Annotated in this window: 24 protein-coding genes; 12 read left to right on the top strand and 12 right to left on the bottom strand. The window is 69.6% G+C overall.

The window, feature by feature from the left end; translation table 11 throughout:
* Positions 1-14 precede the first annotated feature (14 nt).
* A complete protein-coding gene (locus ND450_RS38185) occupies positions 15-1,112 on the top strand; it encodes a serine hydrolase (RefSeq protein ID WP_253322978.1) in 1,098 nt (365 codons plus the stop codon).
* A 62-nt stretch (positions 1,113-1,174) separates the two neighbouring features.
* Here ND450_RS38185 and ND450_RS38190 read toward each other — a convergent pair whose 3' ends face one another.
* Complete coding sequence (locus tag ND450_RS38190) at positions 1,175-2,794, bottom strand: glycosyl hydrolase family 18 protein (protein ID WP_253322979.1); 1,620 nt, start codon at positions 2,792-2,794, stop codon at positions 1,175-1,177.
* A 236-nt stretch (positions 2,795-3,030) separates the two neighbouring features.
* Between ND450_RS38190 and ND450_RS38195 the strand changes: the two genes are divergently transcribed.
* From ND450_RS38195 to ND450_RS38205, 3 genes are read left to right on the top strand one after another with little or no spacing between them, the layout of a single operon-like run.
* Positions 3,031-3,861, top strand: coding sequence for a helix-turn-helix transcriptional regulator (locus ND450_RS38195; protein ID WP_253322980.1), 831 nt, complete (start codon positions 3,031-3,033; stop codon positions 3,859-3,861).
* Positions 3,862-3,870: 9 nt separating this feature from the next.
* Positions 3,871-4,050: a DUF397 domain-containing protein gene (locus ND450_RS38200; protein ID WP_253322981.1), complete on the top strand. Its 180-nt coding sequence runs from the start codon at positions 3,871-3,873 to the stop codon at positions 4,048-4,050.
* 42 nt (positions 4,051-4,092) lie between these two features.
* Positions 4,093-4,740 (top strand): HAD family phosphatase, encoded by a 648-nt coding sequence (locus tag ND450_RS38205; RefSeq protein WP_253322982.1) that lies wholly within the window; start codon positions 4,093-4,095, stop codon positions 4,738-4,740.
* Here ND450_RS38205 and ND450_RS38210 read toward each other — a convergent pair.
* The gene (locus ND450_RS38210) at positions 4,730-7,135 is read right to left on the bottom strand and encodes a LuxR C-terminal-related transcriptional regulator (protein WP_253322983.1); all 2,406 of its coding nucleotides are present in this window, start codon (positions 7,133-7,135) and stop codon (positions 4,730-4,732) included. The two genes, ND450_RS38205 and ND450_RS38210, sit on opposite strands and share 11 nt — an antisense overlap.
* 204 nt (positions 7,136-7,339) lie before the next feature.
* Between ND450_RS38210 and ND450_RS38215 the strand changes: the two genes are divergently transcribed.
* On the top strand, positions 7,340-8,053 hold the full coding sequence (locus ND450_RS38215; protein ID WP_253322984.1) for a response regulator transcription factor: 714 nt from the start codon (positions 7,340-7,342) through the stop codon (positions 8,051-8,053).
* Positions 8,054-8,196: 143 nt separating this feature from the next.
* A complete protein-coding gene (locus tag ND450_RS38220; protein ID WP_305885190.1) occupies positions 8,197-9,057 on the top strand; it encodes a DNA-3-methyladenine glycosylase in 861 nt (286 codons plus the stop codon).
* On the opposite strand, the gene ND450_RS38225 is transcribed toward ND450_RS38220, so the two are convergent.
* Complete coding sequence (locus tag ND450_RS38225) at positions 8,963-9,910, bottom strand: serine/threonine-protein kinase (protein WP_253322985.1); 948 nt, start codon at positions 9,908-9,910, stop codon at positions 8,963-8,965. The two genes, ND450_RS38220 and ND450_RS38225, sit on opposite strands and share 95 nt — an antisense overlap.
* A 16-nt stretch (positions 9,911-9,926) precedes the next feature.
* Complete coding sequence (locus ND450_RS38230) at positions 9,927-11,309, bottom strand: N-6 DNA methylase (RefSeq protein WP_253322986.1); 1,383 nt, start codon at positions 11,307-11,309, stop codon at positions 9,927-9,929.
* A gap of 53 nt (positions 11,310-11,362) precedes the next feature.
* Here ND450_RS38230 and ND450_RS38235 point away from each other — a divergent pair, with 53 nt between their 5' ends.
* The gene (locus ND450_RS38235; RefSeq protein ID WP_253322987.1) at positions 11,363-12,058 is read left to right on the top strand and encodes a PP2C family serine/threonine-protein phosphatase; all 696 of its coding nucleotides are present in this window, start codon (positions 11,363-11,365) and stop codon (positions 12,056-12,058) included.
* 334 nt (positions 12,059-12,392) lie between these two features.
* On the opposite strand, the gene ND450_RS38240 is transcribed toward ND450_RS38235, so the two are convergent.
* The 3 genes from ND450_RS38240 to ND450_RS38250 form a co-directional block, all read right to left on the bottom strand.
* Positions 12,393-14,171, bottom strand: coding sequence for an alpha/beta hydrolase (locus ND450_RS38240; RefSeq protein WP_253322988.1), 1,779 nt, complete (start codon positions 14,169-14,171; stop codon positions 12,393-12,395).
* A gap of 177 nt (positions 14,172-14,348) precedes the next feature.
* The gene (locus tag ND450_RS38245; RefSeq protein ID WP_253322989.1) at positions 14,349-15,242 is read right to left on the bottom strand and encodes a helix-turn-helix transcriptional regulator; all 894 of its coding nucleotides are present in this window, start codon (positions 15,240-15,242) and stop codon (positions 14,349-14,351) included.
* Positions 15,243-15,280: 38 nt separating this feature from the next.
* Positions 15,281-16,102, bottom strand: a complete 822-nt coding sequence (locus ND450_RS38250) for an oxidoreductase (RefSeq protein ID WP_253322990.1) — start codon at positions 16,100-16,102, stop codon at positions 15,281-15,283.
* 134 nt (positions 16,103-16,236) lie between these two features.
* On the opposite strand from ND450_RS38250, the gene ND450_RS38255 reads away from it, so the two are divergent.
* Complete coding sequence (locus ND450_RS38255) at positions 16,237-16,764, top strand: TetR family transcriptional regulator (RefSeq protein WP_089921768.1); 528 nt, start codon at positions 16,237-16,239, stop codon at positions 16,762-16,764.
* A 6-nt stretch (positions 16,765-16,770) separates the two neighbouring features.
* Here the strand turns inward: ND450_RS38255 and cobF are convergent, their stop codons facing one another.
* The 3 genes from cobF to ND450_RS38270 are packed head-to-tail and all read right to left on the bottom strand — an operon-like array spanning position 16,771 to position 18,849.
* Complete coding sequence (cobF, locus tag ND450_RS38260) at positions 16,771-17,514, bottom strand: precorrin-6A synthase (deacetylating) (protein ID WP_253322991.1); 744 nt, start codon at positions 17,512-17,514, stop codon at positions 16,771-16,773.
* Between the two features lie 10 nt (positions 17,515-17,524).
* Positions 17,525-18,166: a peptidylprolyl isomerase gene (locus tag ND450_RS38265; RefSeq protein ID WP_089921712.1), complete on the bottom strand. Its 642-nt coding sequence runs from the start codon at positions 18,164-18,166 to the stop codon at positions 17,525-17,527.
* A 26-nt stretch (positions 18,167-18,192) separates the two neighbouring features.
* Complete coding sequence (locus ND450_RS38270; RefSeq protein WP_253322992.1) at positions 18,193-18,849, bottom strand: DUF2306 domain-containing protein; 657 nt, start codon at positions 18,847-18,849, stop codon at positions 18,193-18,195.
* A 130-nt stretch (positions 18,850-18,979) separates the two neighbouring features.
* Between ND450_RS38270 and ND450_RS38275 the strand changes: the two genes are divergently transcribed.
* Together ND450_RS38275 and ND450_RS38280 are read left to right on the top strand one after the other, a co-directional pair.
* Positions 18,980-19,399: a DUF2690 domain-containing protein gene (locus ND450_RS38275; RefSeq protein WP_143091742.1), complete on the top strand. Its 420-nt coding sequence runs from the start codon at positions 18,980-18,982 to the stop codon at positions 19,397-19,399.
* Positions 19,400-19,476: 77 nt separating this feature from the next.
* A complete protein-coding gene (locus tag ND450_RS38280; RefSeq protein ID WP_089921709.1) occupies positions 19,477-19,908 on the top strand; it encodes a hypothetical protein in 432 nt (143 codons plus the stop codon).
* Positions 19,909-20,002: 94 nt separating this feature from the next.
* On the opposite strand, the gene ND450_RS45800 is transcribed toward ND450_RS38280, so the two are convergent.
* Entirely contained in the window at positions 20,003-20,137 is a 135-nt protein-coding gene (locus tag ND450_RS45800) for a hypothetical protein (RefSeq protein ID WP_256557373.1), read from the bottom strand.
* 55 nt (positions 20,138-20,192) lie between these two features.
* On the opposite strand from ND450_RS45800, the gene ND450_RS38285 reads away from it, so the two are divergent.
* Complete coding sequence (locus tag ND450_RS38285) at positions 20,193-21,047, top strand: M23 family metallopeptidase (protein ID WP_253322993.1); 855 nt, start codon at positions 20,193-20,195, stop codon at positions 21,045-21,047.
* A 13-nt stretch (positions 21,048-21,060) separates the two neighbouring features.
* Here ND450_RS38285 and ND450_RS38290 read toward each other — a convergent pair whose 3' ends face one another.
* Entirely contained in the window at positions 21,061-23,733 is a 2,673-nt protein-coding gene (locus ND450_RS38290; RefSeq protein WP_253322994.1) for a BTAD domain-containing putative transcriptional regulator, read from the bottom strand.
* A gap of 366 nt (positions 23,734-24,099) precedes the next feature.
* Here ND450_RS38290 and ND450_RS38295 point away from each other — a divergent pair, with 366 nt between their 5' ends.
* Complete coding sequence (locus tag ND450_RS38295; RefSeq protein WP_253322995.1) at positions 24,100-26,232, top strand: diguanylate cyclase; 2,133 nt, start codon at positions 24,100-24,102, stop codon at positions 26,230-26,232.
* The last annotated feature ends 7 nt before the right edge of the window (positions 26,233-26,239 follow it).

A 26,239-nucleotide genomic window follows, 5' to 3' on the forward strand; every position in this document is an offset into this window, starting at 1 on the left:
ATTTGCTGTGGGGCATGGGGATTCGATTGGCAGCAACAGCAACAGCAACCGCGGCGAGCCTGCTGGTCCTGACCACCGGGGGCGTCGCGTCGGCCGACACGTCGAGCGCGGACCGCGCGGTCGTCCAGCAGGCCCTGGACGAGATCACGCGGAGCGGCGCCGCACTCGGTGTGCAGGCGAGAGTCGTGGACGGGCGGCAGCGCTTCACCGCCACGTCCGGCAAGGCCGACCTGAACAGCACCCGCCCGGTGCCGGACAACGGCAGGTTCCGCGTCGGCAGCATCACCAAGACGTTCGTGTCGACGGTGCTGCTGCAACTGGCGGGGGAGGGGAAGGTCGACCTGGACGCGCCGGTCGTCCGCTACCTGCCCGGCCTGGTCGACCAGCGGATCACCGTCCGCCAGGTCCTGCAGCACACGAGCGGGCTCTTCAACTACACCAACGCGTTGCCGCTCAGTCCGGAGGAGTTCGAGAAGATCCGCTACAAGCACTGGACGCCGCAGGAGCTCCTCGCGCTCTCCACGGCCCAGCCGCTCGACTTCGAACCCGGCACGCAGTGGAACTACTCCAACACCAACTACGTCGTCGCCGGCCTGCTGGTCGAGAAGCTCACCGGCAAGCCGTACGAGAAGGCCGTCGAGCAGCGGATCCTGAAGCCGTTGCGGCTCAGGGACACCGAGGTGCCCGGTGACGACCCGAACATCCGCGGCCCGCACGCCCGCGGCTACTGGACCGTGGCGGGCAAGCCGTCCGACATCACCCGCATCAACCCGTCGGTCGCCTGGGCCGCCGGCGAGATGATCTCCACGACCCGTGACCTCGACACGTTCATCACCGCGTTGTCGAGGGGTGAGCTGCTCAAGCCCGCGCAACAGGCCGAGATGAGCAGGACCACGGCCGTGAGCCCGCAGTACGGCCTGGGCCTGCAGGTCGAGACCCTGCCGTGCGGCACGAAGGTGTGGGGCCACGGCGGCGGCATCCCCGGCTACTCGTCGCAGCTGCTGTCGACGCCGGACAGCAAGAAGCGCTTCGAGCTCAACGCCACCAGCGGACCCACCGAGGGCAACCCGGGAGAAGCGTTCAACAAGCTGCTCACCGAGGTCTTCTGCTGATTTTCCGGGAAAACGAAAGGGGAGCTGGGTTGACCCAGCTCCCCTCCCGGCGTTTAGAAGAACTACCCGAGGGCGTTCTTCATCGCGGTGATCAACTCTCCGTTCGCGGTGTCACCCGTGAGCTCCCAGAAGAACGCTCCACCCAGACCCTGGCTGCGGGCCCACTGGATCTTGCTGGTGATCGTCTGCGGGGTGTCGTAGCTCCACCACTGGCCGTTGCAGAACGCGTAGGCCGTGCCGGCGATGGTGCCGGTGGCGGGGCACTTCGTCTTGAGGACCTTGTAGTCCTCGATGCCCTGCTCGAACGTGCCCGGAGCCGGACCGGTCGCCGTGCCACCGGGGGCCGCCTGCGTCACGCCCGTCCAGCCGCGGCCGTAGAAGCCGATGCCGAGCAGGAGCTTGCTGGCGGGAACGCCCTTCGAACGCAGCTTCGAGATCGCGGCCTCGGAGTTGAAGCCGGCGGTCGGGATGCCGTTGTACGACGTCAGCGGGGAGTGCGGAGCCGTCGGGCCCTGCGCCGCCCACGCACCGAAGTAGTCGTACGTCATGACGTTGTACCAGTTGAGGTACTGCGACGCGGGGCCGTAGTCGGCAGCGTCGATCTTGCCGCCGGCGGAGCCGTCAGCCGTGATCGCCGCGGTGACGAGGAAGTTCTGGCCGAACTTGTTGCGCAGCGCCTGAGCCATGTTCGCGAACGCGGCCGGGCCGCTCGTGTCGCAGGACAGGCCACACGCGTTCGGGTACTCCCAGTCGATGTCGATGCCGTCGAACAGACCGGCCCAGCGCGGGTCCTTCAGCAGGTTGTAGCAGGAGTCGACGAACGCGGGCAGGTTGCGCGACGCCTCACCGAAGCCACCGGACCAGGTCCAGCCGCCGAAGGAGTACAGGACCTTGAGGTGCGGGTACTTCTTCTTCAGCTTGAGCAGCTGGTTGAAGTTGCCGCGCACCGGCGCGTCCCACGTGTCGGCGACGCCGTCGACGCTCTCCGCCGCCGTCATCGACTTCTCGATGGCGGGGAAGGTCTCGCCGATGGTGCACTTGCCGCCGACCACGTTGCCGAACGAGTAGTTGATGTGCGTGAGCTTCGACGCCGAACCCGAGGTGTCGATGTTCTTCACCTGGTAGTTGCGCGCCGGGTAGACACCCCACTCCGCGAAGTAGCCCAGGTTGATCTTCCCCGGAGGCGGGGGCGGGCCGGTCGTCGTCGTGGTGGTCGTAGTGGTGGTGGTCGACGTCGTGGTCGACGTCGTCGTGGTGGTCGTCGGGTTCGTCCCGCCGGCCTCACACGAACCACCGTTGAGCTTGCAGTTGGTCGGCGCACCGAACGTGCCGGAGTAGGCGCCGTTGAAGCCGAAGCTCACCGACCCGCCCACGCCGATGTTGCCGTTCCAGGTGTTCTTGACCGTGACGGTCTGGCCGCTCGTCGTGTACGAGCCGTCCCACAGCGACGTGACGCGGTGGTTGGCCGGCAGCGTGAACTCGACGGTCCACGACGTCAGGGCCGCCGTGCTGTTGTTCGTGATCGTGTACTTGCCCTCGAAGCCCGTTCCCCAGTCCGAACCCTTGGAGAACGTGGCGGAAACGCCACCGGCACCGCTCGCGGCGGGCACGACGACGATTCCGAGGACCATCGCGGCGACTGCCGCGAAGAGAGCAGCTAGATGCCATCGGAACTTGGACATCGGTCTCCTCAGTCGCAGGGGGTACCGGAACGATGTGGTTTAGACCACTCGAAGGTCAAGGTCTAGACCTCTGCCGTCACTCGAATGGAGCAGTTCGAAAACGGTTTAGTAGGGCTCGGATGTCCGGTTCCGGTCTACTTGGTTAACCATTGGAGGGGTTCCGAGACGACAGCCCTTCGGGTCGAGTTCTGGCGCGGTGACTGCGCAAAGAGGACGGTCGGCCCTAACTTCGTTCCATGCCAAAGCGTTTCTCCACGGCGCGCGGCCGCGAGTTCGGCGACGCGGTACGGGCCGCGCTCTCCGCCACGGGCATGACCGCGCGCGAGATCTGCGAGAAGATCGACTGGGACCCGGGAAAGCTGTCCGACCTCGTCAACGGCAAGGGCGGCAGCTCCGAGGTCGACCTGGCCGTGCTGCTCGGCTTCTGCCGCACACCGCCGGACGAGCGCGAGCACCTGCTGCGGATCCACCGCCAGACAGACACCAAGGACTGGTGGCAGAACCACGCCGACCAGCGCCCGTTCGAAATGCGGACCTTCCTCGAACACCTGTGGAAGGCCAAGGAGTACGTGTGCTGGATGCCGCTGCTGGTTCCAGGCCTTCTCCAGCTCCCCGAGTACCGGCGGCCGCTGTGCATCGCCTCCGCCACCTTCCCCAAGGACCAGGTCGAGGTGCGCCTGGCCGCACACGCGGCGATGCAAGAGGTCTTCCGCCAGCGACTCGCCTGCACCTTCTACATCCACGAGCAGGCCCTCCTGCTGCCCATCGGTGGTGAGGACGTGTTGCGCGCCCAACTGCACCACCTGCTTCAGATGCTGGTGCGTCCGTACATCGAAATCCGCATCCTCCCCACATCTGTGGGCGCGCACGCAGGCCTCAGCGGGGGCTTCGAGCTGATGAGGTTCGACAGGTTCGAGCCCGTCGTGTTCCTGGAGAGCGAGAACGCGAACTTCATCATCGAGAGGAAGGACTCCGTCGATGACTACGAAGAGGTGCTGAAGGCGCTCGATCGAGTCGCGTTGGATGCGGGAGAATCGCAGCGGAGGATCTCCGAGATCGCGACCTGAGGAGCCACCATGTGGCGTAAGAGCAGCTACAGCGCAAACCTCAACAACTGTGTCGAGGTCGGTCGTGGCGTCGGCATCCGTGACACCAAGGCTCCCGCCACCCACCTCGCCGTCGCCCCAGGCTCGTGGTCCGCGTTCCTTCTATTCGTGAAGGCCGGCAAGTTCGCACCATCGGGTCAAACCCCCTAGTCCGCCGCGCGTCCCCGCCCCCGCCGCCCCAACCATGATCAGGTGACGCTCCTCGCCACCGTCTTCAACCTCGACGGCACCCTCGTGGACAGCACCGCGACCTGGAACCAGGTCATCAGCGCCGTAGCCGCCCGCCACGACCGCTCCTGGACCCGCGCCGACTGGGCCGCTATCGAGGGCAGGACCACCTGGGGCGCCTACCTCGCCGACCGGTGCGACGGCCTGACGCCGGAACGAGCGGTCTCGGAGTGCGTCGACGGCATGGTCGACGCGATCGCGCGCGGCACGTTCGGGCTGCAGCCGGGGGCTGCGGAACTGGTCGCCCTCGCGGCGGAGCTGGGACCGGTGGGCCTGGTGTCGGCGGCGCCGCGCCGGTACGTGCGGGCCGCCGCGTCGGCGTCCGGGATCCTGCGGCACGTGCAGGTGATCGTGAGCGGCGAGGACGTCCAGAACGGCAAGCCCGCGCCCGATCCCTACCTCGTGGCGGCGCGCAAGCTGGGGCTGGAGCCCGGGCAGTGCCTCGCGGTCGAGGACTCGGAGCCGGGCGTCCGGTCGGCGCACGCGGCCGGGATGACCGTGCTCGCGATCACGAGCGCGCACACCGAGGCGGCGCAGCACGTTCCGGACGCCAAGCTGGCCGCCAAGGCGATGTGCCGGCTGTGGGTCGACGTCTACGCGCTCAACCGATAGCCCGCTCCGCACCCCACGCGGCGACGTCCTCGCGGCTCTGCAGGCCCAGCTTCTCGCGCAGCCGCAGCAGTCGCGAGGCCACGGTGCGCACGGAGACGTTCAGGCGGTTCGCGATCTGCTGGTTGGTCAGGCCCGTCGCGAGCAGCGCGATCACGCGCCGTTCGTGGTCGTCCAGCGCGTCGAACGCGGCCTCCGTGCGGTCCAGCCACACCTCGTCCTGGATGAACGCCTCGGTCTCCGCGGCGGTCAACGGCGTGCTGACGGCCTCCGCGCGCGCAACGGGGAGCATCAGCCGTGCGGCGCGCATAGCCCCTGCGACCTTTTCCGCCCAAAACGGGTTCGGCACCACACCGACAGAGCGGCGCATCGCCCGTCCGGTTGCTTCCAGCCGTAGCGCGCGCTCGGCCTGACCGCGCATCAACGCGACCACGGCCAAACCCTCCAGCGCGTCGGGCGCGGTCAACGGGTTGATGCCGTCCATGCGCAACGCCTCCTGGAACGCGTGCGCCGACTCGTCCAGGTCGCCCTGCACCAACGCGACGGCGCCGCGTGTGTTCAGAGCAGAGGCGATGCGCGCGGGGACGCCCGACGCGCGGGAGATGGGCAACGCGGACATGACGTTCGCCTCGGCGCGTTCGTGCTTGCCGAGGAACAAGGCCGTACGCGCTGAATCGACCAGCACCTGCGCACGCGCGAGGGGCTCGCCCAACAACTCGGCGACCCTCAAGCACTCCGTGTTGTTCTTGTCCGAGGCCTCCCACTCGCCCGAATACCGCTGCACGGCCGCTAACGTGCTGCGGCAGCTCATCGCCAGTGCCGTCGAGCTCGCGGGCACGAGCCGTGACGCCTCACCGGACAGTTCCACGGCCTCGTCGTGGTCGCCCTGCTCGGCCGCGAACCGGGCCGCGTGGTTCAGGGCCACGCACCGGTAGTCGTCGCGCGTGGACGGCCGCCGCAGCGCGTCCCGCAGCAGCACGCGCGCCTGGCCGAGCCGTCCGCGCCGGGCGGTGCAGTCGGCCAGCGCCGCCGTGAGCAGCAGCAGGCGTTCGTCAGCGCGGTCGGCCGCCCATTCGACCGTGCCGAGCAGGCTGTCGACGTGGTCGTCGAGTTTGCGCTGCACGTCCGCGGGCATCGACAGCGGCGTGGTGAGCAGCGCGTCCGACAGGTCGGTGAACCAGCGGGCCAGCGCCTCGTAGGCGGTGTCGAGCTCGCCCGCCGCCAGCAGCTTCTCCCTGGCGTGCAACCGGATCGTCTCCAGCTGCCGGAACCGGGTCGTGCCGGGTACGGCCGTCATCAACGACTTCGCCTGCAGCCGGGACAGCACGTCCAGCACGGGTTCCACCGAGCGTTCCGACGTGCAGACCTCGTTGGCCGCCGCCAGGTCGAAGCCGCCGTCGAACACCGACAGCCGCCGCAGCGCGAACTGCTCGTCCGGCTCCAGCAGCCGGTAGCTCCAGTCGATGGCCTCGCGCAACGAGCTCTGGCGCGACGGCGACTTGCGGCAGCCCAGCGTCAGCAGCTCCAGCGGCTCGTCCATGCGGTCGCAGATGTCCGTGACCGGCAACAACCGCACCCACCGCGCCGCGAGTTCGATCGCGAGTGGCATTCCCTCCAACCGCGCGCACAGCAACGCGACCGCGGCGGTGTTGGACGGCGTCAGCCGGAAGTCGGGCTTGCGCTCGCGAGCCCTGTCCACGAACAGCTTCACCGCCTCGGACCGGGGCGCCGCCGTCGTGACCAGGTCCCGGTCAGTTGAGGGGACGGGAAGGCCCTCGACGTGGAAGCTGACCTCGCCGGTGATCCACAGCGCCTCGCGGGAGGTGGCGAGGACGCGCACGCCGGGGCAGCGGTTCAGCAGCGTGTCGGTGAGTTCGGCGCACGTGTCGAGGAGGTGCTCGCAGTTGTCGAGGACCACGAGCGCCTTCATGTTCACGAGCGTCTCGACCACGGTGTCGCGCAACGGTTCGTCGGACCGCGCGACCACTCCGAGCGCGTCGGCCAGGGCCGGCACGACGTCCCGGGAGGCGGTGATCTCGCCCAGCGCGACCAGCAGGACCCGGTCCGTCCGCCCGCGCCTGAGCCGGCCCGCCGCCTCCAGCGCGAGCCTCGTCTTGCCCGCACCCGCACTGCCGACGACCGTAACGAGACGATGCCGGCGCAGCAGCTGGTCGATCTTCGACAGCTCCTGCTGGCGCCCGACGAACGTGTCGCGCGCGGCGGGCAGGTTCGACAGCACGCGCAGGTTCTGCCTGGTCGCGGGGGCCGTCGCGGACACGGTGACGCGGCGGCGATACGCCCGTTGGCGGCACGCGTTGGAGCAGTAGGACCTGCGTTGCTCGGAGGTGGCGGGAGGCATCGTGCCGTCGCACAGCGCGCAACGCCCGTTGCTGGTCATGAGTCCCTTTCCTCCAGCCGTAACGGCAGGGTGTTCCTGTCTCGGTCCGGCGTTGTGGCAGGTGGTGCGTGGTGAAGCGTCCCGTGCGAGCCGTTACGGCTCGGTACGACCGAGACGGTTCGCAACCTCTTCGTTATGCCTGCCTTCCCGCCGTGCTCGTTCGGGAACAAACTGGAAGCTGGTCCGGTCTGACAGGGAGTCCGCATGACGTTGACGACGAGCACTTCGTGGACGAGCGCAGGTCTGCAACTGGTGGACAAACCGCGCACGATCACCGTGGGCATCGCCGACGGCCAGGTGCTGATCCGCACCGGCGTCCGCGGTGTGCTGGAACGGTCCGGCGGCGTCGTGGTCGTCGGTGAAGCCGGTGACGGCGGTGGCGCGCTCGAAATGGCGCGGCGGCAACGCCCGCAGGTGCTGCTGATGGACGCGTCCATGCCCGGCATGGAAGGCCTCGCGGCCGTGCGGATGGTGCGCAGGCACGTGCCCGGCACACAGGTGATCATGTTGTGCACGCCCGAGACGGAGGAGTTGCTCTTCCCCGCGCTGCGGGCCGGCGCGGCCGGATTCCTCTTCAAGAACGGCGAACCCGCCGCGCTGGTGAACGCCGTGCGCGCCGTCGCCGCCGGAGAGGCGATGCTCTCGCCGTCCGCCACGCGCGCGTTGATCGACCACTTCACCGGTGCCGACTCGGAACGCCGTGACGCCGCACGCAGCCGCATCAGCCTGCTGACCCGACGCGAGCAGGAAGTGCTCGTGTACCTGGCGCAGGGCATGGCGAACGCACGCATCGCACGGCTCATGTACCTCTCGGAAGGGGCCATCAAGGCCCACGTCAGCCGACTGCTGACGAAACTCCGGTGCGACAACCGCGTACAGGCCGCTCTCATCGCACGCGACGCCGCCCTTCCCTGCTGAAACCGACAACTGCTGCAACGGCGCTGCGGCCAGCCTAGCCACGGATTTTCACGCGGCGAAGCAGGTCCACCCGGTTGGCCCCGTCCGGAATGATGTCGCTTTCCCGCCAGCGTCTCAGCGGGAATCCGGTCATGCTGGTCGGTATGCGGCTGAGCACGTTCTCGGAACGGTTGTCCTTTCAATCACCTCTGTGTCCCGACAACCTGTTCGGCCACCTCATCGCCACCGCCGTTCCCGGGGTGGAGGAGTGGCGCGACGGTGTCTACCGGCGGACCTTGCGACTTCCTTGCGGTTTCGGCATCGCCTCTCTGAAGCCGTTCCCGGATCACGTCGCCTGCACGCTGGAACTGTCCGATCCTCGCGATTCGGCCACAGCTCTGGACCTTTGCCGGTTTCTGCTGGACCTCGACGCCGATCCATTGGTGGTGGATGCCGCGTTGTCCGCGGATCCCCTTTTGGCGCCGCTGGTTTCCGCCGCACCTGGCCGCCGTGTGCCGCGCACGGTGGACGGCGCGGAGTTCGCGATCCGCGCCGTGCTGGGCCAGCAGGTCTCGACGAAGGCCGCGCGCACGCACGCCGCACGGCTCGTGGCCGCCTACGGCACGCCGGTGGGGGATCTGTTCTCGTTCCCGCTGGCGTTCGACGTGGGCGAGCTGGCGGTGCCGGAGTCGCGCCGCCGCACGATGGCGGCCCTGCTCGGCGCATTGCAGTCCGGTTTGGACCTGTCTCCCGGCGCCGATCGGGCCGTGGCGCGCGAGTGGCTCCTGTCGCTGCCCGGCTTCGGCCCGTGGACCGTCGAGACGATCCTGATGCGCGCTTTGGGGGACGACGACGCGTTCCTGCCGACCGACCTCGGCATCCGGCTGGCCGCGGAGGCGCTGGGCCTGCCGACGACGCCAGCCGCGCTGCTCAGGCGTTCGGAGGCGTGGCGGCCGTGGCGGGCGTACGCGGTGCAGCACCTGTGGGCGACCGGTGATCACGAGGTGAACCGAATCCCGGCCTGACCTGCACGCTCGAGTACATCGCCGTCGAGCCGTCCCGCACGAAGCCGGGCAACGGCGGTGGGTCCTGCGCAAACCCTTGCAGGTCCCCGAAAACGTCGAGCGCCGTGGCCGGGCGGTCCCCGGGGTCCTTGGCCAGCAGCCGTTGGACGACGGGGTCGAGCGCGCTCCCGGTCCTCGGTGGCGCTTCCTTGACGTGCTTGTCGAACACCGCGTAGGCCGTCGGGCCGGTGAACAGCTGTTCACCTGTGATCATCTCGTGCAGCACGCACCCCAGCGCGTACAGGTCGCTGCGCGGTTCGGCGATCCCGCGCTGGATCTGCTCGGGCGCCATGTAGCTCGGTGTGCCGAGGATCTGGCCAGCCCGGCTGAACGGGGCCACGTCGCTCTCCTTGAGCAGCGCGAGGCCGAAGTCGAGCACCTTCACCGCGCCGTCCGGGCACAGCATCAGGTTGGTGGGCTTGAGATCGCGGTGGCAGATGCCCTCTTCGTGCGCGGCGGCCAGGACCGCGGCGGTCTGCGCGGCGATGTTCGCGGCCCAGGCCTCCGGCAGCGGGCCGAACTCGCCGACCAGGTCGGCCACCGTGACGCCGTCGACGAACTGCATGACCTGGAACAGGCGCTGCTCGAACGTCCCGAAGTCGTACAGGACGGGCACTCCGGGGTGCTCGAGCTTCGCGACGATCCGCGCCTCGCGCGCGAACCGTTCCGCCACCTCGTCATCACTGCCGGGCAGGCGCAGCAGCTTGACCGCGACACGCCGATCCAGGCGCAGGTCCCGGCCCTCGTGCACGGCACCCATGCCACCCCGCCCCAGCGGCAGGTCGTCGATCTCGTAGCGGTCGGCGATCAGCACGCGGGAAGCCTAACTCTCACGCCGGCCCGATCCGTCCGCCCAGCAGGCCCGCGTACCCGAGCCCGACCAGGTGCGCGGCCTCCGCCAGCCCGTCCTCCAGTGCCTTGAGCTGCCTGAACGTCCGGCCGTAGCGGCGTTGCTCGTCGATCGGCAGCGAGGGGACCTGCGTCCTCTTGACGTCGAGCCGGGTCGACCCGGTGGGGGTGCGGGCGAACGCGGCACGGAGCACGCCTTCGAGGAAGTCGGGGTCGAGCCTGCGCGGGTTGATCTCGTACGTCGCGCCGGTGGGGGAGGTGACGACGTGCCTGCCCGGGGCGGCTTTGACCAGTTCGCCGATCGTCGTCAGCGGCGGAGCTTCTTGTTCTCGCAGTTCGGGCAGCGGTGTGAGGGCGAACGCCGGCTGGGCCGCGAGGTAGGCGGACGCGTCGGTGCCGCTGCGGCGTGCCGGGCTGAGGTCGACGTCGTCGTCCAGCAGGTCGATGACCCTCGTGTTGGGGTCGAGCGGACCCGGTGCTTCGAGCAGCGCGATGTGTTCGGGCGCGCGGCCGACCGGGTTGCGCAGCAGCCACAGGTCGCGTCCCGGCTGCACGGTGACGACCGCCCGGACCGCGCCGGCGCGCAGGAGGTTGCCGCGGATGCGCTTGCCGGGCCTCCTGGACGCCGCCGCGGACGGCATCAGGACGGCGGCGAGCCCGCCCGGTTTGGTGAGCGACAGGCAGTGCTGCAACCAGGCCAGCTCGGGTTCGCCCCGCGGCGGAAGCCCGTAGGTCCAGCGGGCGTCGCCGACCAGTTCCTCGTGCCCCCACGCCCGGTCGTGCCACGGCGGGTCGCAGACGACCGCGTCGGCCTTCTCCTGGACGCCGTTGTGCCGCAACGAGTCGCCGGTGAAGATCTGCGCGTTCGGCATCCTCCTGCGCGCGATGACCGCGGACACCGGGTCGAGCTCCTGCCCGATCTTGTTCCGCGCCCTGGAGGCCTTGAGGAGACTGCCGGTGCCGCAGGCCGGGTCGATCACCGTGTCGCCGTCGGTGGTGCTCAGCACGACATCGACGACCTCGGGCGGAGTGGGGTTCAGCAGCCGCGAATGAGCTTCGAGGTAGCGCTCGTGGAGGAACTCGAACGTCTCCGCGTCCGCGTCCAAGGCGGCGAGCGCCTCACCGAGCTTCAGGTCGTCGTGGGTCCGCAGCTGGGTCCACAGCCTCTCGGCCGGCGACACCCGGAACGACTTCCCGTTGCGCTGCAACCACGACTCGACGTCCCGCAACAGGTACAACGGACTGGAGGCCGTCCCGCCGACCGGCGCGGGGAAGTCCTCGAACCGCCGCCGCCAGTTCGACACGGCCGCCCGCCCCACCTCGGCGAGGCGAGCGATGTCCCCGGCGCTGACAGTCTCATCCATGGTTCACAACCGTATTGCTTGTGAACTCACTTCACAACTGATCTACTGAAGACATGACACACGAGCTGCGCATCGCCGTGGCGACCGATCCGGGGCTCGTCCGCGAGCACAACGAGGACTCGGTCTACGTCCGCCAGGACCTGCAGGCCGTGGCGGACGGCATGGGCGGCCACGAGCACGGCGAAGTGGCGAGCGCACTCGCGGTCAACGTCCTGGCGGACTGGCAGGGCGACCTGGGCCCGGCGGTCACGGAGATCGCCCGCAGACTCGACGCCGAAACCCCGGCCGGCGCGGGAACAACCTTGACCGCCATCCGCTGGGAGGGCCTCGCCTTCCAGCTGGCCCACATCGGCGACTCCCGCGCGTACGTGCTGCGGGAAGGCGAACTCCGCCAGCTCTCCCACGACCACACCATGGTCCAGGCCCTCGTGGACGCAGGCCGCATGACGCCGGAGGAGGCCCTAGTCCACCCGCGCCGCGCCTACGTCCTGCGGGCCCTGCAGTCCGGCAACTCGCACGACCCGGACCTGACGTGGCACCAGGCCAAGGTCGAGGACCGGTACCTCCTGTGCAGCGACGGCCTCACCGACTACACGGACCTCGGTGACGTGCACGAGATCCTGCTGTCCACTGAGGACGCGACGGAGGCGGCTTGGCAGCTGGTCGCTCTGGCGAACGGCAACGGGGGCCCGGACAACATCACGTGCGTGATCGTGGACGTGGTGCGCAAGAAGTGGTGGCAGCGCTAGAGGCCCGCACGGGTGTCGTGACCCGCCACCGGCCTCCGCGCCACCGCACTGCTCCGCCGCGCTGCCCTCGCCTCGCCGCGCCACCGTGCCGCCGCGCTGCCGCCGCGCTCCGCGCATCCCCGCCGCGCTGCCGCCGTCCCGCCGTGCTCCGTGCTGCCCCGTGCCCTGCCTGCCCCAGCTTCGATGCCCCTGCGTCGCCGCTCTGCAGTGTCCTCACCACCCCGCCGGCCCGTCCGCCGCACCACCCGCCCCCACCACAACCGCCGCCCCACCACCCCGAGCATGGAAACGGCCCCCGGCGCATCGCGCCGGGGGCCGCAGCTCTACAGCAGCACTACAGGTTGGCCGGCATGCCCGACTCGTCGGCCGCCGCCGTCGAAGACCCGCTCAGCAGGTCCTTGACGATCTTGTTGGCCTCCTTGACGGCCGGCGTGATCATCTTGATCTTCACCTTGCCGTTGGTGAGCTTGCCGCCGACGTCGTACGTCTTGTCCTCGTTCGGCAGCGGCAGCGCCTGACAGCCCGTGAACTGCTTGCGCGGGGTGATGCCCGTCTGGAAGTAGGCGACGATCGGGTCGTCGACGCAGTCCGTGTTGTACGGGAACAGGCCGTGCGAGCCCTCGTTGTCGACGCTGATCAACTTGGCGCCCGGCAGCGCCTTCGCGGTGGCGAGGCCGCCCTCGTACGCGGTGGCGGCGTCGAGCTCGGACTGCGCGATCAGCAGGCGCGGGAACGTCTTCTTGTCCGGCTTCGGCATCGAGGTCTTGGCCGGCCAGTAGGCGCAGAGCGGCGTGCTCATGAACGGCGCGATGAACGGCGCGTTCACGGTCAGGTCCGCGAGCCAGTAGTTCCAGTAGTGCAGGTTCTGGTTCCACTGGCCGTCCTGGCAGCGGATCGCCTCGAACGACGCGTCCCAGGTCTCGACCTCGGCGGCGGCGGTCGTGGTCTTCACCGCGACGCGCTCCTTCTTGGCGATGGCGGCGAGCGCGTTGTTCTTGGCCTTCGCGATGAACGCCTTGTTCTCGTCGGTGAGGCCCGGGATCGTCAGCATCTTCGCGACGATCTGCTCGACCTTCTCCGACGACGAGGCGGTGCCCTCGGTGGCGGCGGCGTCGATCACGGACGCGACGGCGGACGCGGCCACGTGGTACTGCGAGGTGTCGTACATGGCCGGGATCACGAACCACGCGACGAACAGCTGCCCGACGAACTCACGGGTGCCGCCGGCCTTCTCCCAGTTGCGGCGGATCTCCATCGGGTCGGTGCCCTGGCCGTACTTGGCGTCGCTGCGCGCCATGAACGGCAGCAGCGCCTCCTGGAACTGGCGGTCGCGGGTGCGCGGCTGCAGGTCCCAGGTGTTCTCGAGGGTCGACTGCGAGGCGTCGACGGCCGAGTCGAGCAGGAAGCGGTGCGCCTTGCTCGGGAACGTGGCGGCGTACCAGGTGCCGAGCCACGTGCCGTAGGAGTAGCCGATGTAGCTCATCTTCTTCTCGCCGAGCACGACGCGGATGAAGTCCATGTCGTAGGTGGTCTGCTCGGTGTTGATGAACTGCGTCAGCGGGTTCTCGAGGCAGCCGTCGACCTTCGCCTTGTTCAGCACGTTGACGTCGGTGCTGTTCGGGACGGTGTAGCTGCAGGTGAGCGGCGTGGAGAGGCCGACACCGCGCGGGTCGAAGCCGATGAAGTCGTACTGGCCGGCGAGGACCGGCGCGCGCAGGGCCATCGCGGCGCCCCACGGCAGGCCGGAGCCGCCGGGGCCACCGGGGTTGACCAGCGCGATGCCCTGACGGCTGGTGCCCTTGTAGGCGGTCTCGGTCTTGGAGACGCGGATGCCGATCGTGTTGCCGTCAGCGGGGTTGTGCCAGTCGCGCGGGACCTGGATGGTCGCGCAGGCGAGGCCCTTGACGGTCTTGAACTTCGCGACGGTCTCGGGTGCGACGCCGGGGAAGGTGCACTCCTCCCAGGTGACCTTCTGGGTGGCGAGCGCGCCCGCGAGCTTCTGCGTGTCCGGGTCCTGCTTGGCGGCCGCGCCCGCCGTCGGCGTGAGCACGATGCTCGTCGCGATCAACGCCCCTGTGACCGCGGCGATGCCGCCTCTGAAGTACTTCCTCACTGGTGGATCCCTTCCTGCCCCCGCACGGCCGGGTGAGGCCGCGCTTGCATCAGAGGAGAAGGGGTGAAGCCCGCGTTTAACACTCCTGGGTGATGGCAGAAAGTCGCCATGTCTGGAAACCGTCACCGATCGTGTTCACAGAGTGATGAAGATCAGCGTTTCGATTACCATTCGTGACTAGAGCCAACCTTGCCGTGACGCCTGCACGCCGAGCTGGAACCGGGTCTGCGCTCCCAGCAACTGCTGCAGCCGGCTCACCCGGCGGTGCAGCGTGCGCTCGCTGATGCCGAGCTCCCGCGCGATCGACTCGTCCGTCAGACCGGCGCTGAGCAGCGCCATCAGCTGCCGGGTGGCCGTCGTCGGCTCCGCGTTCGTGTCCTCCTGGCTGCCGGGCGTGATCGACACGGCCATCCGCCAGAACGCCTCGAACAACTCGATCAACGCGCTCAGTAGCACGGACGGGTGAATGAGAAGTGCCACGACGTTCCCGCCCGTGACGGTCGGCACCGCGATCAACGCCCGGTCCGAGTCGGCGATCACGAGCTTGAGCGGCACGCCGGGGAACGTCCGCGCCTGCTCACCCACCGCGATGCTCTCCTGCACCGACGCGAGCCCGCGTTCGGTCTGCAGCAGCGCCGACTCGTACACGACCCGGTACGCGATGCCGCGGGCCAGCGCCGGAGGCTGCGCGGGACTCGCCTCCGGCTGCGGGCTCAGGTACGAACCGGGGTCGAGCGCCCGGATCGCCGACTTGGCCTGGCTCTGCATCTCCTCGAACGTGCTGATCACCTCGTCCGCGCCCTTGAGCACCTCGACGAAGTCGACCTCCTTCGCACCGCGCTCGGCATAGGCGGCGGCCAGGACCTCGGCGGTCTCACGCGCCCGCGCGGCCGCGGCCTCGTGGCCGGAGGCGATCGCCGCCAATGCAGACCGGGGCGGGCGCACGTCGTTGTTCCTGATCAGCCCCAGCCGTTCGAGCTCCTCGCGTGCTGGGTCGAGCCCGGCGTCGGCGTCCCCGCGCAGCATCGCCAGGTAGAGCTTCTCGGCTTCCGGCGACAGCCCCTCGTGCACACGACTCCCCTCGGTGGTTCTGAACCGAAGGTACCTGCTCAGACACGCCCCGCGCGGCGCATCGCGCCGAGGAACAGCGCGTCGAACCCTCGGTCCGGCAACACCCTGCGCGCGAACAGGATCGGCCCCGCACCGAACCCCGCCGCGTACCTCGTGCGCGGCCTCCTCGCCTCGGCCGCCTTCACGATCACGTCCGCGATCACCTTGGGCTCCGAACCGCGTTCGACCTGCCCGAAGAACGCCGACAGCTGCCGCACCTGCTCCTTGTAGGCGCCCTCGCCGGACCGCTTGCGCAGGTTCTCGACGGCGATCCCGCCCCACTCGGTCTTGATCGCGCCGGGCTGGATCACCACGACGTCGATCCCGAACGGCTTCAGCTCGAGCCGCAGCGAGTCGCTCAGCCCCTCCACCGCGAACTTCGTGGAGTGGTACCAGCCGCCAAGCGGTTCGTAGATCTTGCCGCCGATGGACGAGACGTTCACGATCCGCCCGCTCCGCTGCGCCCGCATGTGCGGGACCACCAGCTGCACCAGCCGGGCGAGCCCGAACACGTTCACCTCGAACTGGTACTTGCCCTCGGACAGCGGCACGTCCTCGAACGCCCCGTACGACCCGTAGCCGGCGTTGTTGACCAGCAGGTCGATCCGCCCGGACTCCGCGATGACCTTCTTGACGCCCGTGACCATCGACTCGTCGTCGGTCACGTCCATCTCGAGCACCTTGACGCCCTGCGCCGCCAGCCCTTCCATCCGCTGCACCCGCCGCGCCGCGGCGTACACCGTGTAGCCGGCTTTGTGCAGCTCAACCGCCGTGGCTTCGCCGATGCCGGACGATGCGCCCGTGACCAGTGCGACCTTCATGACCCGCTCCCTGACTGACCGGTTGGATGAGTTAACTAACCGTTTGGTTGATAGAGCTAGGTAAGCACGTCCGCGTCGGCCAGTCAACTAAACGGTTAGTTGTCTCGACCAACCGGTTGGTTAAGATGGACGACGTGGCGAGGGACAAGGAAGCGACCAAGGCGAACCTGCTCGAAGCGGCTCTCGACGAGTTCGCCGAGTACGGCATCGCCGGCGCGCGCGTCGACCGCATCGCGGCCAAGGCCGGGTGCAACAAGGCGATGATCTACGCCTACTTCGGCAGCAAGGAGGGGCTGTTCACCGAGCTGTTGAAGATCCAGATCGACCGGGTCGTCCGCGACGTGCCGATCACGCCCGACGACCTCCCCGGCTACGCGGGCAGGCTGTTCGACGCCTACCAGGAGGAGCCGCGCCTGCTCAGGCTCGCGGCGTACCACCGGCTCGAGAACGGGTTCGAGTCCGTTCCGGAGCCGGAGGCCGAGGCGTACCGGCACAAGGTCGAGGCCGTCGCCCAGGCCCAGGCGGACGGCAGGATCACCGCCGCGTTCGACGCCACGGACCTGCTGGACCTGGTCGTGCACATGTCGATCCTCGCGTTCAGCACGCCGAACGCGAACAGGGACCTCGTCGTCCGCTCCGTCGAGCGGCTGGTCGCCGAGTAGGAGAAGTCAGGGCCGGCGCAGCAGGTAGGTGTCCATGATCCAGCCCTTGCGCTCACGAGCAGCGGACCGCACCGAACGGATCTCCGCCGCCACGTCCCCGACCCGCCCCGACACCAGGATCTCGTCCGGCATCCCCAGATAGGCGCCCCAGTAGATCCACGTGTCGGGGTCCACGCCCTCGAACGAGTACGACGCGTCCAGCATCACGGCCACGTCGTCCACATCGGACGGCCACCCCTCGGCCAGGCGGCGGCCGGTCGTGATCTGCACCGGCCTGCCGACCTGGTTCAGCGCCACGCGGTGGCCGGCCGTCAGCGCCGCCACCGACGTGACGCCCGGGATCACCTCCACGGAGAACTCCGAGCCGCGGCCCAGCAGGTCGTCGAGGATCGCCAGCGTCGAGTCGTACAGGGACGGGTCGCCCCACACCAGGAACGCGCCGACCTCGTCCTCGCCCAGCTCCGACAGCAGCGACAGCACCACGTCGGCGCGGTCGCGGCGCCACTTCTCGATGGTGGCGGCGTAGTCGGCGGGGGTGCGGTCGCGGTCCGGGTCGCGGCCCTCGACCCAGCGGTACGGGCGCGTCACGTGCGCCGCCAGGATGGACGCGCGCAGGTCGACGAGCTCCTGCTTCACGGACCCCTTGTCCAGCACGAAGTACACGTCGACCGTCTGCAACGCCTTGACGGCCTGCACCGTCAGGTGGTCTGGGTTGCCCGCGCCGATACCGATGACCAGGATCTTCCGCACGGGCCACACCCTAACCAGCGACGACGTGCAGGATCCTCACCGGCTTCTTCGGAGCGCCGTCGAGCAGGCCGTCCGGCTGCGGCACGATGCCCGCGGCGACGATCCGGTCCAGCGTGTCCATGCCGTGGGTGACGTGCCCCATCACCGTGTAGACGGGCTGGATGTTGGCGAACGAGTGCACGATGAAGAACTCGCTGCCGTTCGTCCCCGGCCCCTGGTTGCCGTACGCGATGGTGCCGCGGCCGTAGGTCTCCTTGCCCGTCACCTCGTCGGCGAACCGGTAGCCGGGGCCGCCCTCCTCGGCGCGGTAGATGTCACCGCACTGCAGCACGCCCAGGCGCGTGGTGTCGGTCAGGCGCCAGCACTGCGTCATCGTGTAGAACCAGCTCCGCGCCAGGTGGGCGAAGTTCTCGACGCCGCACGGCGCGTTGGCTCGGTCGAGAGCGGCGATGACGACGCCGTAGTTCGTCACGATGGTGACCTTCACGGTGCCGCGCGCGGGCACGACGGCGCGCGGCGGCTGGACCGGGCGGGCGGCCGGGTTCTCCGGCGTCGGGATGAACTCGCACCTCGCGGTCGGCGGGGCCGCCGGTGCGGCGGACGCGACCGGGGCGAGCACGACCATCATCAGCACAGCGAGCAGTAGCCTCATGAACGCCGACCGTAGTCGCCCGGCCGTCACACGGGAACGGCCTCACGCCGCTCGGCGGGAGCCCGCTGCGGCTTGCGCTCGAGCCACCACTGCGAGATCAGCAACGGGATCGTCCACCCCGCCCACGTCGAGATCCCGGAGATCGTCGCGGGCAGTTCCGCCTCCGGCACGCGGTCGGCGAACGCCAGGAACGCGAGCACGCCCCAGATGCGGTTCGTGATGATCGAGACGGTGAGCACGAAGCTGCGGATCATCCACTTGCGGTGGTCGCGGAACCGCCGCTGCCGGGCCGCGCGCCACGCCAGCCACGTGAAGGCCAGCCACAGCACGGCGAGCAGGACGTTGCTGACCTGGGCGACCGGGCCGAACGGCGTCATCCAGCCGATGACGAGGCCCGACAGACCGGCGGGCAGCACGCCCGCGAGCACGTAGACGCGGCCGACGCGGCGGTGCCACGAAGGGAAGCGGGCGCGGAACCACGGCCAGATCTGCACCACGCACGTGAGGATGGCGATCGACGCACAGACGACGTGCACGACGAGCAGGGGGTAGTGCGGTCCCCAGTCCGACTGCACGCGCGACTGCAGCCGATCACCGGTCAGGTACGGCGGCAGCGAGAACGCCACGAAAGCCACCACCACGAACGCCAACGGGCCCACCCAGGGCTTGCGCAACCACGTCATGCCAACACCTTCACCGAACCCGCTGACCGCTCGCGCACCGATCGCTGACATGGGCTTCTGACACCGCGCTGACATCTGACCGGGTGCAGCTGTCAGGTCGCTGTGAGTGCCGGTCGGCAGTGTCTGCGTCATGAAGTCGACAGCCCTGATCGCCGCGGCCGCGTTCACGCTCCTGATGGCGCCGGACGCACAGGCCGCGTCCTGCAGCGGGCGCGGGTGCAACGACAAGGACCCGGTGTCCGCCGGGTGCAGCGGTGGTTCCACCACCGCCGACACCGCGCCCATGTACACGGGCGGCACGGCGGAGCTGCGGTGGTCGCCCGGTTGCAGGACGAACTGGGTGCGCGTCTCGAACTACTCGGGCGGCGACTCGGCTCTGCGCATCACGGTGTGGTCGGGCAGCGACCACGTCGGCTTCGTCGCGGCGGGAACGCCCGGCAACCACTGGGGAAACATGGTCCACGCGCCCGGCTGCGCCCGCGGCGAGGTGCTCTACGTCGACTCCAACGGCGTGCACCGCACCGCCCGCCTCGCGTCGAGCGCTTGCTGAGGGGGCGCGCCGTGACCGGCTACATCACCGACTGACCACCTGCACCTGCACCACAGTAGAACCGTTGAGGGAGAAGCATGTTCAGCAAGATCGCCAGCGCGCTCGGTGCGGCCGTGATCGTCGGCGGCGCGATGCTCGGGCTGTCCGCGCCCGCGCAGGCCGAGTCGGCGCCGGGCTGCGGGCCGGTGACGCAGATCGGTTCCACCGCGTACATCACGAGCGGCGGCACCACCATCGGTTCGGTCAAGCAGTTCAAGGGCTGCAACAAGAACTGGGCTTACACCTACGTGTGGGAGGGCTTCCGCTCCTCGCACTCCAACTGGGAGGTCTGCGTCTCGGTCGCCACCGGCTCGAGCGCGCCCTACTCGCTCGAGGGCCTGAAGTGCGCGAGCAACAAGGCGGACAACTGGTCGTCCGGCACCAACACCCTGAGCGTGTGCACCCACGCCGTCGGCAACATCAAGTGGGGCGGCAACACGCCCACCGGGCGCACCAGCATCCGTTGCTGACCTGAGGTAGACCCGGACCTGCCTGTCAGCGCCAAGCGCCAACTGGCAACGGTCATCTCTGCTCCCGGGGAGCCGGCGGCGAGGTGGGCGCGTCCTAAGGCGTGCACCACTGCCCGGACAACGACCCCACCCGCACGTCGCCCTTCATCTGGGTGACAACAAGAACCTGGGTGCTGTCGCCGTCACGTGACGGCGACAGCACCCAGATCAGCGAGCTCAAAAAAGCCACGGAAAGCGCCATACACGAAGGTCCGACGGGTCTTCGGATGACTGAGGGGAAAACCATGAACTTCAAGAGAGTGGTCTCGGGGGTCGCCGGACTCGCGATCGGACTGGGCGTGCTGGTGCTCGGCGGCCCGCAGGCCAGCGCCGCCACCAACTTCGAGCTGCCGTTCCCGTGCGGGCAGACGTGGTCGGGGCAGACCAGGACCAACCACAGCCCGCAGCTCGCGATCGACCTCAACCGCAGCGCGGACGAGGGTGACGCGGTCGTCGCGTCCGCGTCCGGCACGGTCAGCAAGGTCCGCAACGAGGGCAGCACGAGCTACGGCCGCTGGATCGAGATCGACCACGGCAGCGGCTGGACCACGCGCTACGCCCACCTCTCCGCGCAGAAGGTGTCGGTCGGCCAGAGCGTCTCGCAGGGCCAGACCATCGGCAACGTCGGCAACACCGGCGGTTCGACCGGTGCGCACCTGCACTTCGAGCAGCTGCTGAACGGCACCCCGCAGAAGATCAAGTTCTCCGGGACGACGATCCTGTACTACGGCACCAAGAACTACAAGTCGAACAACAAGTGCGGCGGCGGTGGCACCACCAACCCGTACACCCCCGAAGAGGCCTGCGGCGACGGCTACAAGGTGATCGACGGCGCCAACGTCACCGGTGCCCGCGTCTCCCTGCTGTACAACGCCTCCAACGGCTACAACTGCGTCGTCGCGATCAAGACCACCAAGATCGGCACGGCCTCCGACGTCGGCGCGTTCCTCGAGGTCCAGGGCGAGGCCCGCACGACCGACCGCGACGAGTACGGCTACTACGCCGGTCCCGTGAAGAAGAAGGCTCCCGGCAAGTGCGTCAAGTGGGGCGGCATGGTCGGTTCCTCCAGCTACACCAGCGGTTTCGAGCACTGCGGCTGATCCTGGCGCTGAGCTAGCCGATCAGACCGTCCAACAGGTTGTCCCTGCGCAGACCGGGTGTGCCAAGCAGTTCGGCCGCCCGGTCCGCGTGCGTTTCCAGGCCCGCCTCGGCGAGCACGAGGTGCGCCACGCCCTCGCCGTAGCGGTCGCCGCGGGCGTTCGTGATCTCCAGGCAGCGCTGCGCGTCCTCCGTGGCCGGTGAGGGCTTTCCCGCTGCCAGCAACACCTTCGCGCGGCACAGCAACGCCTGCCACTCGTCGTTGTGCTCGCCCGTCACCCGGCACAGCGCGATGCACTCGCCCAACGCCGCCTCGGCCTCGTCCAGCCGGCCGAGCTTGAACAGCGCCTGGCCCTGCGACGCCAGCGCATACGCCGTCCCGGCCTCGTCCCCGTGTTCACGGGCGAGCGCGAGACTCTCCGATGCCGCGTCGAGCGCCTCCTCGTACCGCCCGGCGACCTGGTGCACCTGCGCCAGCGCGGACAACGGAACCCGTTGCGCACCAGCGGGTCCGTGCTCCGACATGAGTTCGACCGCCCGCGTCAGGGTCGCGGCGGCCTGCTCCAGTTCGCCGAGCTCGCGCTGGATCGTCCCGATGCCGGCGAGCGCGCGCCCCTGCCCGAACGGGTCGTCGGCGCGCGCTTCGAGCACTTCCTCCAGCTGCCTGCGCGCGGTGTCGAACGAGCCGATCCGGCGGTTGGCCGCCGACTGCACCAGGAGCGCGGTCTGCACCGCGGCCGACGTCCCGGTCGTGCGCGCCGCCTGGTCCGCGATCTGCCCCAGTTCCACCAGGTCCGCGACCCTGTCCTGCTTGAACAGGTGCGGGTAGAGCATGTGCGCGATCGCGAGGCCTTGTTCGGCCAGCGCCGGGTCGGCCACGGTGGAACGCGCCGCCGCCAACAGGTTCTCGGCCTCGTCGGTCAGCCATCGCAGCGGCTCGTCGACGGCCTGCCCGGCGGCGGAGTAGGTGAGCGCGCCGTAAGCGTGCGGTCGCAACGCTTTCAGCGCCGCGGCTAGCGTCGAGCGGTAGTGCGTGAGCGCGCGCGAGAGTGCTTCCTGCCTCTCGTCGGTCACCTGCTCGGCGCCGAAGAGCCGCAGCAGGTCGTGCACGCGGTACCGCTCCGGGCCGCACGGCTCCACGAGCTTCGCGTCCACCAACGGGTCCAGCGCGCGGTCCACGTCCTCCTGCCCGAGCAACGCGCGCACCACGGGCTCGCTGACCGAAGGCACGTTCAGGCTGCACACCAGCGTGAACGCCCGCGTCGAGGCGGCCCCCAGCCCCTCGAAGCCCAGCTGGAAGCTCGACCGGACGCCGAGGTCGTCGAAGTCCAGCTCGTCCAGCCGGTGCCGCCGGTCCGCGAGCCGCCGGGCGAGCGTCGCCGTCGTCCAGTCCGGCCGCGAGCGCAGTCGCGCCGCCGCGATCGTCAGCGCCAGCGGCAGGTGGTCGCACGCCCGCGCGACCTCGCGGGCCGCCTCGCCGTCGTCGCCCAGCAACCGCAGCGCGTCGGCCTCGGGCAGCGGGTCGAGCCGCACGTGCCGGGCGCTCAGCGTCGCGAGCATCCGGCGGCTGGTGATCAGCACGGTGGAGCCGGGTTCACCGGGCAGCAGCGGGCCGACCTGCGCCGCGTCCACCGCGTTGTCCAGCAGCACCAGCACCTTCCGCCTCGCGAGCGTCGACCGGTAGAGCGCGGCGGCCTCGGAGACGTCGGTCGGAACGGCCAGCGGCGGCGTGCCGAGCGCGCGCAGGAACCGCCTGATCACCTCGGCGGGGGACAGCGGCGAACGACCCGGCGTGGCGCCGTGCAGGTCCACGTACAGCTGTCCGTCCGGGAAGAGTTCCGCCATCTCGTGCGCGGCGGCGGTGGCGAGCGCGCTCTTGCCCTGCCCACCGGGTCCGTGCACGGCGATCACGCTCTCGGAAGCCCCGCTGATCAGCGCGATCTCCGCCCGGCGCCCGACGAACGGGTCGGGTCTCGCGGGCAGCTCGCGCGGCACGGCGGGGACCTCGCCCCGCAGGATCGCGGCGTGCAGGTCCCGCAGCTCCTGGCCGGGGTCGAGCCCGAGCTCCTCCGCCAGCCGCCGGCGGCCCTCGTCGTACGTCCGCAGCGCGTCCGCCTGCCGCCCGCTGCGGTGCAGCGCCACCATCAGCGCGCCCCGCAGCCGCTCCCTGGTCGGGTGTTCGGTGACGTACCCGGTCAGTTCGCCGATGACCTCGTGGTGCCGGCCGTCCGCGACGGCCTTCTCGGCACGCCTCTCGATCGCCGCGAGGCGTTCCTCCTCCAGCTGGTGCGCGAGCTGGGTGTTCGTCGTCAGCTCGGCGAGCGCCGGTCCGCGCCAGTGCCCGAGCGCCTCGTCGGGGTCCCGCGCCTCGCGGAAGAGCTGGAGGTCGAGCGACCGGTCGGGGACGTCGAGCCGGTAGCCGTGCCCCGACCACTCGAGCGACACCCCGGGAAGGCCCCTGAGAGCCCTCCTGAGCTGCGAGACGTGCACCTGCACGGCCTTGCGCGCGCTGGCGGGCGGATCACCGTCCCACAGGACCGACATGAGGTGGTCGACGCTGACGGCCTGACCGGCGTGCAGGAGCAGCAGCACGAGCACCTGGCGCGGCTGGCCTGCGGGAACCCGGACGGCCCGCCCCTCGTGCGTGACGAGCAGCGGCCCAAGCACCCCGAACCGAACGCCGTCCACGGCCTCACGATAGTCCGTTGATCACCGCGTGCACCGCCCGCGAGAAGTTGTGAACCAGCAACTGTCAACGACGAAGGTCGCACGGATGCCGCTTACCGACCGGCGGATCGGAATTGTCCGGCACGCCAGGTGGGCGAATCACCGTCGAGCAGCGAAAAGTCGTGCCAAAATCGTTCGGGGAGCACCGCCGGCACGGATCGGCGACACGGGAGATCAACGTCGCCGCAGCGGTGGAAAACAGAACCGGGATTTGCGGTAACGTCAGTAATGGTGGGTCACCTCATTGGAGTAACGACGGTGCCGCGATCATCCCAAGTCGGGCATCATCACCTGGCTCGACCACAGTCGTAGAACGAGGGGTCTCGTGTGACCGTCTTCCGTGCCGGCAGCACCGGAGCGTGGTGGATGTACCTGGTGGCGGGTCACCTGCTGCTGGGCGTCTACTACCTGATTCCGGTCAGCCCCGCGGGGACGACAGGCCAAACCGTGCGCGTGGTGCTCTACTGCACGATCAGCGCGTCGGCGGCGATCGCGACATTCGCCGGTGTCAAGCGCAACCGCCCCCAATGGAGGCGGCCATGGGTGTTCCTCGCACTCAGTCAGGTCGTTTACGCGATCGCCGACCTCACGTTCTACGCATCGCACTACATCTTCGACCACAAGGATTACCCGTCCTACGCGGACATCTTCTACCTGGGCCATTACCCGTTGATGGTCGCGGGCGTGATCCTGCTGATCCGCCGCCGCACGCCGGGTCTCGACCTGCCGAGCCTGCTCGACGCCGCGGTGCTCGCCGTCGTCGCGGGCATGGCGTCCTGGCTCTACGTGATAGGCCCGCAGGCGCGGCTCACCTCGCCGGTCCTCGCCAAGATCGCGTCGCTCGGTTTCCCGATGATGGACCTGGCGCTGTTCGTGGTGGCGCTGCGGCTGATCTTCGGGGCGGGTCCCCGCCCGCGCGCGTTCGTCCTGCTGACGTGCAACCTGCTGGGCATCCTGACGGCGGACACGATCTACGTGCTGCAACGCCTCGACGGCAGCTACCACGCGGGCAACTTCCTCGACGCCATCTGGCTGTCGGCGAACCTGTGCATGGGCGCGGCGGCGCTGCACCCGACGATGGCGCGCCTCGTCGACCGCGCGCACGTCAAGGACGTCGGCCTGAGCCGCGGCCGGATCATCGCGCTGTGCTCGGCCGCGCTCGCCGCCCCGGTGCTGATGCTGGTGCACGACGTGGGCCAGTCGTCGCAGGACGTCCTGGTGATCGCCGGGGGCAGCGCGCTGCTGTCGCTGCTGATCATCGCGCGGCTCGCGGGGCTCGTCGCGGACCAGCGCAAGCTCGCGATCACCGACAGTCTCACCGGCCTGCACACCCGGCGGTTCTTCGAGGCCCAGCTGCCCTTGGAGATCTCGCGCGCGAGGCGCAGCGACGGGTCGGTGGCGGTGTTCATCATCGACGTCGACCGCTTCAAGTCGATCAACGACAACTACGGCCACCCCGCGGGCGACGACGTGCTGATGGAGGTCGCGGCACGGCTGCGCGCCGCGTCGCGCTCCGGTGAGGTGCTCGCCCGGTACGGCGGCGAGGAGTTCGCGCTGCTCGTGCCGGACGCGGGCCCCGGCCGCCTGTCGGTGATCGCGAACCGGCTGCGCGAACGCGTGGCGGAGAAGCCGATCCCGGTCAACGCGGGCAACGACGACATCCCGCTGTCCGTCACGGTGTCGGTGGGCTCGGCGAGCTTCCCGACGCACGGCGACGGCCCCGACGACATCGTGGTGATCGCGGACCGCGCGCTGTACGCGGCGAAAGCGGCCGGGCGCAACAGGATCGCGGTCGGCCCGGAGCCGCTGCCCGCGGTCGACCCGGACACCGACGGCGCGATGGCGGAGTTCCTCTGCCAGGTGGCCGACCGGGTGGACGGGTGGCTGCACCGCTACGACCACAGCCGTTCGGTGTCGCGCTGGGCCGGTGTGGCGGCGGGGGAGTTCGGGCTCGACGCGCCCACGATCAGGATCACCCAGCTGGCCGGGCGCCTGCACGACATCGGCAAGGTCATCATCCCCGAGGTCGTGCTGACCAAACCCGGTGCGCTGTCCGAGGAGGAGTGGCGGTTGTTGCGCCAGCACCCCGATTTCGGCTACCGGCTCGCCCGGATGGTGCCGGGTTTCGCGGGCGTGGCGCACGTGATCAGGCAGCAGCACGAGCGCTACGACGGCGCCGGGTACCCGGACGGGCTGCGCGGCGCGGACATCCGCTCCGAGGCGAGGATCCTGTCCGTGTGCGTGGCGTGGGCCGCGATGCGGTCGAACCGTCCACATCAGACCGCACTGGACGAGAACCGCGCCCGGCGAGAACTCTGGGCAGGGCGGGGCGAACAGTTCGATCCGGACGTTGTGGACATGTTCCTCGACCTGCACGCGCAGGGCAGCATCGGAATGTTGCGCCCGTCCGGTTTGTCCATTCAGGAAGCGGGTTTCCCGGCGGACTTCCGACCCCAGTGATCCGGCC

This window comes from Lentzea sp. HUAS12, from assembly GCF_024125735.1.
GTDB classification, from domain to species: Bacteria; Actinomycetota; Actinomycetes; order Mycobacteriales; family Pseudonocardiaceae; genus Lentzea; species Lentzea albida.

Excerpts from the sequence above, each read along its gene's own strand:
- ND450_RS38275 (WP_143091742.1), top strand. The coding sequence starts at position 18,980 with ATGAAGTCGACAGCCCTGATCGCCGCGGCCGCGTTCACGCTCCTGATG.
- ND450_RS38190 (WP_253322979.1), bottom strand. The coding sequence starts at position 2,794 with ATGTCCAAGTTCCGATGGCATCTAGCTGCTCTCTTCGCGGCAGTCGCC.
- ND450_RS38210 (WP_253322983.1), bottom strand. The coding sequence starts at position 7,135 with ATGACCAGCAACGGGCGTTGCGCGCTGTGCGACGGCACGATGCCTCCC.
- ND450_RS38285 (WP_253322993.1), top strand. The coding sequence starts at position 20,193 with ATGAACTTCAAGAGAGTGGTCTCGGGGGTCGCCGGACTCGCGATCGGA.
- ND450_RS38185 (WP_253322978.1), top strand. The coding sequence starts at position 15 with ATGGGGATTCGATTGGCAGCAACAGCAACAGCAACCGCGGCGAGCCTG.
- ND450_RS38280 (WP_089921709.1), top strand. The coding sequence starts at position 19,477 with ATGTTCAGCAAGATCGCCAGCGCGCTCGGTGCGGCCGTGATCGTCGGC.
- ND450_RS38235 (WP_253322987.1), top strand. The coding sequence starts at position 11,363 with ATGACACACGAGCTGCGCATCGCCGTGGCGACCGATCCGGGGCTCGTC.
- ND450_RS38250 (WP_253322990.1), bottom strand. The coding sequence starts at position 16,102 with ATGAAGGTCGCACTGGTCACGGGCGCATCGTCCGGCATCGGCGAAGCC.
- ND450_RS38265 (WP_089921712.1), bottom strand. The coding sequence starts at position 18,166 with ATGAGGCTACTGCTCGCTGTGCTGATGATGGTCGTGCTCGCCCCGGTC.
- ND450_RS38230 (WP_253322986.1), bottom strand. The coding sequence starts at position 11,309 with ATGGATGAGACTGTCAGCGCCGGGGACATCGCTCGCCTCGCCGAGGTG.
- ND450_RS38200 (WP_253322981.1), top strand. The coding sequence starts at position 3,871 with ATGTGGCGTAAGAGCAGCTACAGCGCAAACCTCAACAACTGTGTCGAG.
- ND450_RS38270 (WP_253322992.1), bottom strand. The coding sequence starts at position 18,849 with ATGACGTGGTTGCGCAAGCCCTGGGTGGGCCCGTTGGCGTTCGTGGTG.
- ND450_RS38220 (WP_305885190.1), top strand. The coding sequence starts at position 8,197 with ATGCGGCTGAGCACGTTCTCGGAACGGTTGTCCTTTCAATCACCTCTG.
- ND450_RS38215 (WP_253322984.1), top strand. The coding sequence starts at position 7,340 with ATGACGTTGACGACGAGCACTTCGTGGACGAGCGCAGGTCTGCAACTG.
- ND450_RS38195 (WP_253322980.1), top strand. The coding sequence starts at position 3,031 with ATGCCAAAGCGTTTCTCCACGGCGCGCGGCCGCGAGTTCGGCGACGCG.